Annotated in this window: 6 protein-coding genes; 1 reads left to right on the top strand and 5 read right to left on the bottom strand. The window is 51.1% G+C overall.

Annotated elements, in window-relative coordinates; all coding sequences use genetic code 11:
- On the top strand, nt 1-332 hold a 332-nt coding region (locus KDM89_RS03515), incomplete at its 5' end, for an ExbD/TolR family protein (RefSeq protein WP_212686527.1).
- Between the two features lie 106 nt (nt 333-438).
- Here KDM89_RS03515 and KDM89_RS03510 read toward each other — a convergent pair.
- From KDM89_RS03510 to KDM89_RS03490, 5 genes are all read right to left on the bottom strand, one after another.
- Entirely contained in the window at nt 439-720 is a 282-nt protein-coding gene (locus tag KDM89_RS03510) for a hypothetical protein (protein WP_212686526.1), read from the bottom strand.
- Nucleotides 717-1,547, bottom strand: a complete 831-nt coding sequence (locus KDM89_RS03505; protein ID WP_212686525.1) for a DUF6348 family protein — start codon at nt 1,545-1,547, stop codon at nt 717-719. The genes KDM89_RS03510 and KDM89_RS03505 overlap by 4 nt, the downstream gene beginning before the upstream one ends.
- 52 nt (nt 1,548-1,599) lie before the next feature.
- Nucleotides 1,600-3,453, bottom strand: a complete 1,854-nt coding sequence (locus KDM89_RS03500) for a glucokinase (protein ID WP_212686524.1) — start codon at nt 3,451-3,453, stop codon at nt 1,600-1,602.
- An 89-nt stretch (nt 3,454-3,542) separates the two neighbouring features.
- Nucleotides 3,543-5,954, bottom strand: a complete 2,412-nt coding sequence (locus KDM89_RS03495) for a glycoside hydrolase family 31 protein (RefSeq protein ID WP_212686523.1) — start codon at nt 5,952-5,954, stop codon at nt 3,543-3,545.
- Nucleotides 5,951-7,669 carry an alpha-amylase family glycosyl hydrolase gene (locus KDM89_RS03490; RefSeq protein WP_230427629.1) on the bottom strand — a complete coding sequence of 573 codons (1,719 nt, stop codon included), beginning with the start codon at nt 7,667-7,669 and terminating at the stop codon, nt 5,951-5,953. The genes KDM89_RS03495 and KDM89_RS03490 overlap by 4 nt, the downstream gene beginning before the upstream one ends.
- Between the last annotated feature and the right edge of the window lie 39 nt (nt 7,670-7,708).

Genomic DNA, 7,708 nt, shown 5'->3' with positions numbered 1-7,708 from the left:
TCATGTTCATCATTACGATCCCGATTCAGAACCACTCGATCAACCTGAATCTGCCGACCGGACCATCGAGCCCGCCGACCACAGAACCAGTCGTGATTAACATCGACGTGGACTTTGACGGCACGGTGTTGTGGAACGGAGCAGCAGTACCGACCCGTGGTGAACTGGAAGCGAAGCTGAGTGAAGTAGCAGCGCAGCCGAATCAGCCGGAAGTGCATCTGCGCCCGAATGCGGTCGTAGAGTACAAATCGGTTGCTGCGGTGATGGCCTCGGCACAGCGTCTGGGTGTAACCAAGATCGGTATGGTGGGTAATGAGCAGTTCCTGAAATAAACCATTTCAGGCGACACAATAAAAAAGGCAGAGTTTTTACTCTGCCTTTTTTATTGCCTGCAATTCTTAACAAACTTCCTACTCTCGATACCTGATGCAAACACAACTACGGAGTTAGATAATCTGCATTGTTTTTCTTGCGCTTTACACTGCTGATGATCTGAAAAAGCCCGGCTAGCACCGCAAAAATACCGAGTGAAGGAATCAGCACACGCAGAAGCCACAATATCGTCTCTTGCCGCTCATGCGAAAGGCCGCTGTACCATTGATCGGCGAACGGCAACGCATACTGCACAAACAAAGAAGGCAGAAGCGCAAGCAACACTGCGACGAATGCTGATACAGCGAGGATCACAAAGCGCATCAACAAGAGATTTACTTTATTCATTTTGCCGCAGGATGTTCAGCAGTTTTCGAGCTGAGTGCGGACGTACGAATCACCACAAATTGCTTACGAAATTCAAGCCCCTGTTGCGGCCAGCCTTCAGCATATGTGGTCAACGCTGGCACCAGCGCATCCAGATTTTCACCGTTTGCGCGACAGTCTACCGCCAGTTTTCCACTCTGATCACGCGAAACAAAAAAACGTATTTCAATCGTTGTCTGACTCTGCAACTCTTTGTGCAGATGGTCCATGGCTTCTGTCATAAAACAGCAGGGACAAAACGGATGCGCTTCTTTTTTTCCGGATGGCTTTTGAACCAAATGTGCGACCGGTCCCAGCAATATCTGACGATATCCGGCAATCTGCCCCTCTGTCGATCCGCTGACTGGTAATTCAATCACCGCACAATCTCCTGGCGTCTCACGCACTGCATCAGCGATAACGATCCAGTCCTGCGCCAGCCATTGCTGAATGCAGGCGGCGAAAGCGTCTGCTTCTGTTTTACCCAGCGCATGCTGATATTCGGTCAACCCATCAGGAAACCACTGTGGATGCGATACAGTTACACGAATCGCAGTGCGATACCGGTCTGCACCAAGTGCGACCGATTCCTTTGCCAGCATACTGACCGAAACCTGATTGGACGCCGTCAGGAATCCATCCGCCAGCGTTACAGAATCGCCTTGTGCAGTCAGTGCAGTACGTAACATTTCCAGCAATAAGGGGTCGCCTGCCTGATGGCAAACTGACTGGCTGATGTGCTGGCTTGCAGGGCCGGATTCGCTGCGCTGTTTTCCTAACAGCGCCTGGATAAATCGTGGAAGACGCATAATCGTCAGATCAGATAAAAGTGCGTCATTGTATGCCACTAACGCATTCGCGTCAGTTATCCAGATGTGAAATCAACAGCTGGCTGATACGGCCACTCTCTGCGACAACATTTGCGGATGCATTATCCATCGATAAGCCAACCGCCAGAATATCAATCAGCAGTAGTTGTAATATCCGTGAAATCATTGAAAGGAAAGTGGCATTATCTTCTGTATGATTCACTGCCAGACATACCGTCGCCAGCTTTCCCAGAGGTGATTGCTGCGGCGCGATCGCAATTACGCTGGCACCTGATTTCAGCGCAACTTCTGCTGCTTTGACGATTTCGGGTAATTTACCTGAATTAGATACGGCGATGACAACATCTCCGGGACCAAGTATCTCCGCGGCCATCATGAACAAATGCGCGTCACCATAATTAGCAGTCGGAATCCGGAAACGGAAAAATTTATGCTGCCCGTCAAGAGCGACGGCACGCGCATTTCCCATCGCATAAAATTCGATTTTGCGCGCCTGACGCAGCAGAGACAACGCATGCTCTATCGCGTGCACTTCCAGCTGATCGCGAAAACTCAGAATGGCGGAAACCGTATTATCAATAACTTTCGCGCTTAGATCATGGGTACTGTCACTGCGCCTTACCTGACTGTGACGAACCGGAATCGTGCCTGTCAGGCTGCTGGCGAATTTCAGTTTAAAGTCTGCCAGACCCGCAAACCCTAAGGAGCGGCAAAAACGGATTACTGTGGGCTGACTGACATCCGCCAGACGTGCAATCTCAGCAATCGCTTCGTTCAGCACGGTACGCGGATTATCGAGCACGAGTGACGCAACTCTTTTCTCTGCCGGCGTCAGTTCCGGCAAAATTTGCTGAATCCGGTCCAGCAAACCGTTATCACCGGATTTACCACGCAAATGCTCAGACAGAATCGCTGATACCCCGTAAAACGCCGGGATTTGTGTAGTAATCACATACACCGGAATCTGGCGCAGATACTGGCTGAAACGCCCTTTGGCTTCAAACCGCTGCCGGAACTGGGATTGTTTAAACAGCGACAAAATGCGGGGTACGATGCCGCCACCAATATAGATACCGCCAAGTGCACCAAGCGTCACCGCAAGATTTGCAGCAAAACTGCCAAGCATACCGCAGAAAACCTCGATCACTTCCATGCACAAAGCATCCTGATCGTGCACGGCTTTTTCAACGATATCGCGCGAAGAGATTGCGACATCCGGTTGCCCCTGTAATTGCGCAAGCGCACGATAAATCAGCTCTATCCCGGGACCTGAAATCAAACGTTCAGCCGAAACGTGCTGCCATTCCTTCCATGCAAATCGCAACACCCCGTATTCACGTTCGTCACATGGAGCAAAATTAACGTGACCACCTTCCGAACCCAGCGTGACAAAACCGTCCGCTGTCGGAATTAAGCCGGATACCCCGAGTCCGGTTCCGGGCCCGAGCACGCCGATCACCGATTTTGCCACGGGTGCTTCGCCACCAATCTGCAAAATGTCGTTGGCTCGCAGCTGAGGCAGCGCCATTGCCAGCGCCGTGAAATCATTCACAATCAACAGCGTATACAGCCCGAATTCACGGCGCACGGATTCAATCGAGAAACGCCAGTCACGGTTTGTCATTTGTACCGCGTCGCCATCCACCGGATTCGCAATCGCGAAAGCGGCGTGCTGAATTTTGACGTTCGGCACCTGTAATAAATACGATTTAATCAGCGGAACAATGCCTGCATAGTCCGCGCAAGGCAGCACCTGCACATGTTCGAAATGACCGACCGAAGTTTCCAGCGCAAAGCGCGCATGGGTAGCGCCGATATCGGCAATCAGCCGAGGGCCACCGGATAAAGCAACTACTGGTAAAAGCGGATTCTGATGTTCGGTCATACAACGGCCCTGATGAAACTGAGATGTGCCGGACAACTTGCCGGAATGAAAACTGGCAGCAATTTACCACAGTGCTGCCAGCATGCCTATCAACCCCGCGCCTGCTGCAGACCAGGCAACCGGATCTGATGCTGACTACCGGGTGCAAAAGTCAGCGTAAAACGCAGCGTTTTCTTTTCTTTGTCGTAACTGAACGGCTGAGACTTTTGATCAACGTAGACTGCCCGTGGCGGTTGCGTCACACCGTGCAGATACATGGTCCACTTGCGGGGAACAGAGCGGTAGCGCTTCCCGGCCTTTTCAGATACTGACAGCACCACACCCTCTGCTGTCAGTTGTTGGATAACATGCGTCAGCGCATATGCCTGCTGCTCCCAAGCCATTCTGGTTTTACCATCGTCGTCATAGAACTGACTTGTGGCTGCTTGCACCTGACCGGCGGCCACAGGGTAAATATGCCAGTTAAGATCCGCAACACGAAAATCTTCTGTACTCTGCAATCCTTCTGCCATCGGTATCATTGCACCGGATTTCACGAATACCGGAATGGTATCCGTATTCAGTGTCAGCTCATGCTGACTACCGCCCTTGTAACGAACACCGCTGTAAAAATCTATCCAGTCATGACCTTGGGGAAAGCTAACCTGCATCGTTTTCTGACCTGCGTTCAGAACAGGAAAAACGAGAAAATCATTACCCCAGAAATACGCACTGGCAGTGATCTGCGTCGTGGCACTGCCAGCTTCGGTAAAGAACAGTGGTCGCATCAGCGGCATACCGCTGCGATGATTTTCAAATGCCAGCGTATAGTTGTACGGCAGCAAGCGGTAACGCAGTTCGATAGCAGACTTTGCAAGCGCTTTAGCTGCATCACGACGGTACACCGGTTCCGCAGGAACCTCTTCCTGAGCATGAGGACGGAATACCGGCTGAAAAACGCCGTACTGCAGCCAGCGCGTATACAGTTCGTCATCATCTGTAGCACCGGCAAAACCACCGAGATCCGAATGCATATAAGCCATACCCTGCATCCCCATTTGCAAAGCAATTTCCGGCTGAGAACGCAATCCTCCCCAGCTGCGATTCACATCGCCTGACCAAGGAATCATGCCAAAGCGCTGCGAACCGGAATAGCCCGCACGCATTAAAATAAACGGACGTTCTTTCGGCTCAGACTGCGCGGTTTTTTCTGCAATCAGCTTCGCCCATTCATGGCCGTAGATATTGTGTATCTGTGCTGCAGAGCCGCCTGCATGCTGAATATCATCAGGATGTACTTCGGGCTCGCCAAGATCGCCCCACCAGCCATCGGCACCGAGTTTTTTTAACTCCGCGTAGCGCTGCCAGAACCAGTCGCGCGCTGCAGGTTTTGTGATATCGATCAGGCCGGTATGTCCGAAATAAAAATCATATTCGTATGGCTTACCATCTTTGCCTGTTGCGAGAATAGCGTTCTGCTTCGCTTCCTCCCAGCGCTTTGATGAGGTCAGAATAAATGGTTCTGTAATCAGCACGGTACGTACCTGCTGTTTTTTCAGCTTCGCCATCATGCCGGCAGGATCAGGAAAGTTATCCGGGTCAAATGCCAGATTCCCCATTGTCCCCTTCACTTCTTTACCAAACCAGAACAGATCAAACACTATCGCATCCAGCGGAATTTTCTCTGCACGGAACAAAGCCACTGTACGCAAGGCTTCTTCAGCCGAGTGATATCCGAAACGGCTCGCAAAATTGCCCAGCGTCCAGCGTGCAGGCAACGGCTGGCGGCCGGTCAGGGCGGTGTATGCCTCCATCAATTGCGGCCATTGCTCAGCGGCGATAACCTGATATGTTCTGACATCTCCGCTGGCAGCGTATGAAACACGATTATCTTTCTTGCTATCCAGATCCAGAAAGCCAGTTGCCGGATTGTCGAAATGCACTGCATATTTTTGTGATGACAAAAATAAAGGCATCGCAAAATTCATTTGCAGCGAATGCTCTTCGTAGCCGTAGTGAGCTTTATTGTATAAAGGCAGACGATGTCCGCGCCGGTTCATGCCAAGTGCGCGCGCCCCACCACCGTACAATACCTCATCCGGACGTACCATCAGTTCAGTGACAGGCATCCCCTCTTCGCTACGGTCTGAGACCATATCTTCAAACAAAAATCTTCCCTGCGCGTAATAACGCAAACGCAGCGGTGCTTTCTGCACTTCCACCGTCATTTGTCCTGCACTTAAGCGAAGTACGGCGGCGTCCTGGCGTAACTGCATACCACTGAGCGCGGTACTCAGTTGCACTGCGTGTGAAGGCTGTGCGACGGATGTGAATTTGCCTTTCGGAACAAACCGGTTTTCCAGAATATCCTGGCGTAACATGCGTATCTCAATACTGCCTTTTTGCGTCTGCAAAGACAGCACATTATTTTTCAGAGCAAAATCCTGCAGAACCTGATCATCCGCAACTGCTGTTGTGCAGATTGCCAGTCCCGCGATACTCAGTAATACAAATTCTTTCATTCATTCACTCCTTCCAGCAACACAGCACGACTGGCGGATAGCACAGTAAGGTAACCATCTTTTACCGGTAGTAATTGTTTGCTGTAAAAATCCTTTAATCTTTGCGCTGCCGGAAAAACATCTCCGACAAAAATGCGCTGACCTGCATTTACATCCAATGCGATCACTACCGCATCTTTCGTATTTATCGTGCTCAGACGTCTGCTGAACACATACGGCAAAGAAGAAATTTGCTGATGCACGCCAGCCCCGATTGCCGGATGACGCTGGCGGAATTGCCCCAGCAACTGCCAGTGCTTGAGTATTTGCGGTGCAGGTATGCCGGCAATTCTGGTTTTCTGCGTCAGATCATCCCAGTTCATCGGCGAGCGCAGTTTTGCATCGCCGATTGCTTCCGGATCGTCCATATTGCGGCCTGACTCATCACCATAATAAATTTGTGCAGCACCGGGGCTGAGCAGCAGCCGTTCCGCTGCCATGAGAGGAAACTTGCGCTGACGATCAAACGAATGTTCATCATCATGCGATGCGAGATAATTCAGAACCGAGACGCCCTGCAAATCCTTTGATAAGAATTGTTGATATTCAGAAAACTGAACTTCGGCGTCTTTGCTGATATCACTGCGGAACGAAAAGTTAATCAATGCATCAAATCCGGCATCAAACAATGCCAGCTTGCTGCCACCATCCATTTGAAATAATTTCCTTTGCTGAATGCCATAGCCGTAAGCTTCACCAACCATGTAAAACGGTGTCCCGAAGCGGACTTTTTGCGGATTATTCTTTTTCCATTCAGCATACGCATCACTGGCTACCCGCTTCAATTCCGCCCACAATTCCGGTTCTACATGCTTGACCGTATCAGCACGAAAACCGTCGATACCAAAACGGCGAACCCAGTCCGCATGCCAGCTCATCAGGTAATAGCGCGGTGCACGGGCAAACTGGTAGCGCTGAAAAAAAGCATCGAGACTCTGCATTTGCTGCTGCAAACGTCCCTCTTCCTGCCATTTTTTCAGCAGAAAAGGCGGCAGGGCGACATTGGTCAGCATTTCTGTACGGATGTCGGGTAAGCCTTTCACCAGTGCGCATGACACCGTGGTCGGAATATCACGGTAGCTGCAAACCGGTTCATCCCTGACCCACTCCTGCGGCCAGGCGCTGTCCTGCGTTGTGACCGGCCCGACATGGTTCATCACCACGTCCAGTAATACCCTGATCCCTTTTTCATGCGCAGCATCAACCATTTCACGGAATGCTTCCTCGCTACCGAGCGCACGATCGGTTGTGGTGAAGTCACGGGCCCAGTAACCATGAAAGCCATACGATTTCCCCGTACCTTCATCGGTATAACCGTGGATCTGCTCGACTGGCGGCGTAACCCATAATGCAGTAACGCCAAGCGCATTAAAGTAACCTTCGCGGATTTTTTTTGTCAGCCCGGCGAAGTCACCGCCCATGAAGTAGCGTAACGGTGCGCCGTCTTTTTGCCGGCCATATGCGGCATCATTACTTTTATCACCGTTAACAAAACGGTCCGTCAGTACAAAATACACCGTACCGTGTTTCCACCAGTCTGCATCGGTATTTATCTCCATGCTTCCGGTATTAACAGAAGCGGCGACGGGCGCAGAAAAAGCGGCGGAATGCGACAGCAAGAGCGCAAGCGCAATCGCCCGCAGTGGCTGTTTCAGCCAGACTCGATTGAACATCATTGCATCATCCAAAAAGAAACGGTGATCCGCAGATCACCG

It is taken from the genome of Cognatundibacterium luofuense, assembly GCF_018139685.1.
Lineage (GTDB): Bacteria > Pseudomonadota > Gammaproteobacteria > Burkholderiales > Burkholderiaceae_D > Undibacterium > Undibacterium luofuense.
This window is presented reverse-complemented; position numbering and strand designations above follow the sequence as displayed.

What these genes read in the sequence shown, in the direction of transcription:
- KDM89_RS03510 (WP_212686526.1), bottom strand. Translation starts at nt 720, where the DNA reads ATGAATAAAGTAAATCTCTTGTTGATGCGCTTTGTGATCCTCGCTGTA.
- KDM89_RS03505 (WP_212686525.1), bottom strand. Translation starts at nt 1,547, where the DNA reads ATGCGTCTTCCACGATTTATCCAGGCGCTGTTAGGAAAACAGCGCAGC.
- KDM89_RS03500 (WP_212686524.1), bottom strand. Translation starts at nt 3,453, where the DNA reads ATGACCGAACATCAGAATCCGCTTTTACCAGTAGTTGCTTTATCCGGT.
- KDM89_RS03495 (WP_212686523.1), bottom strand. Translation starts at nt 5,954, where the DNA reads ATGAAAGAATTTGTATTACTGAGTATCGCGGGACTGGCAATCTGCACA.
- KDM89_RS03490 (WP_230427629.1), bottom strand. Translation starts at nt 7,669, where the DNA reads ATGATGTTCAATCGAGTCTGGCTGAAACAGCCACTGCGGGCGATTGCG.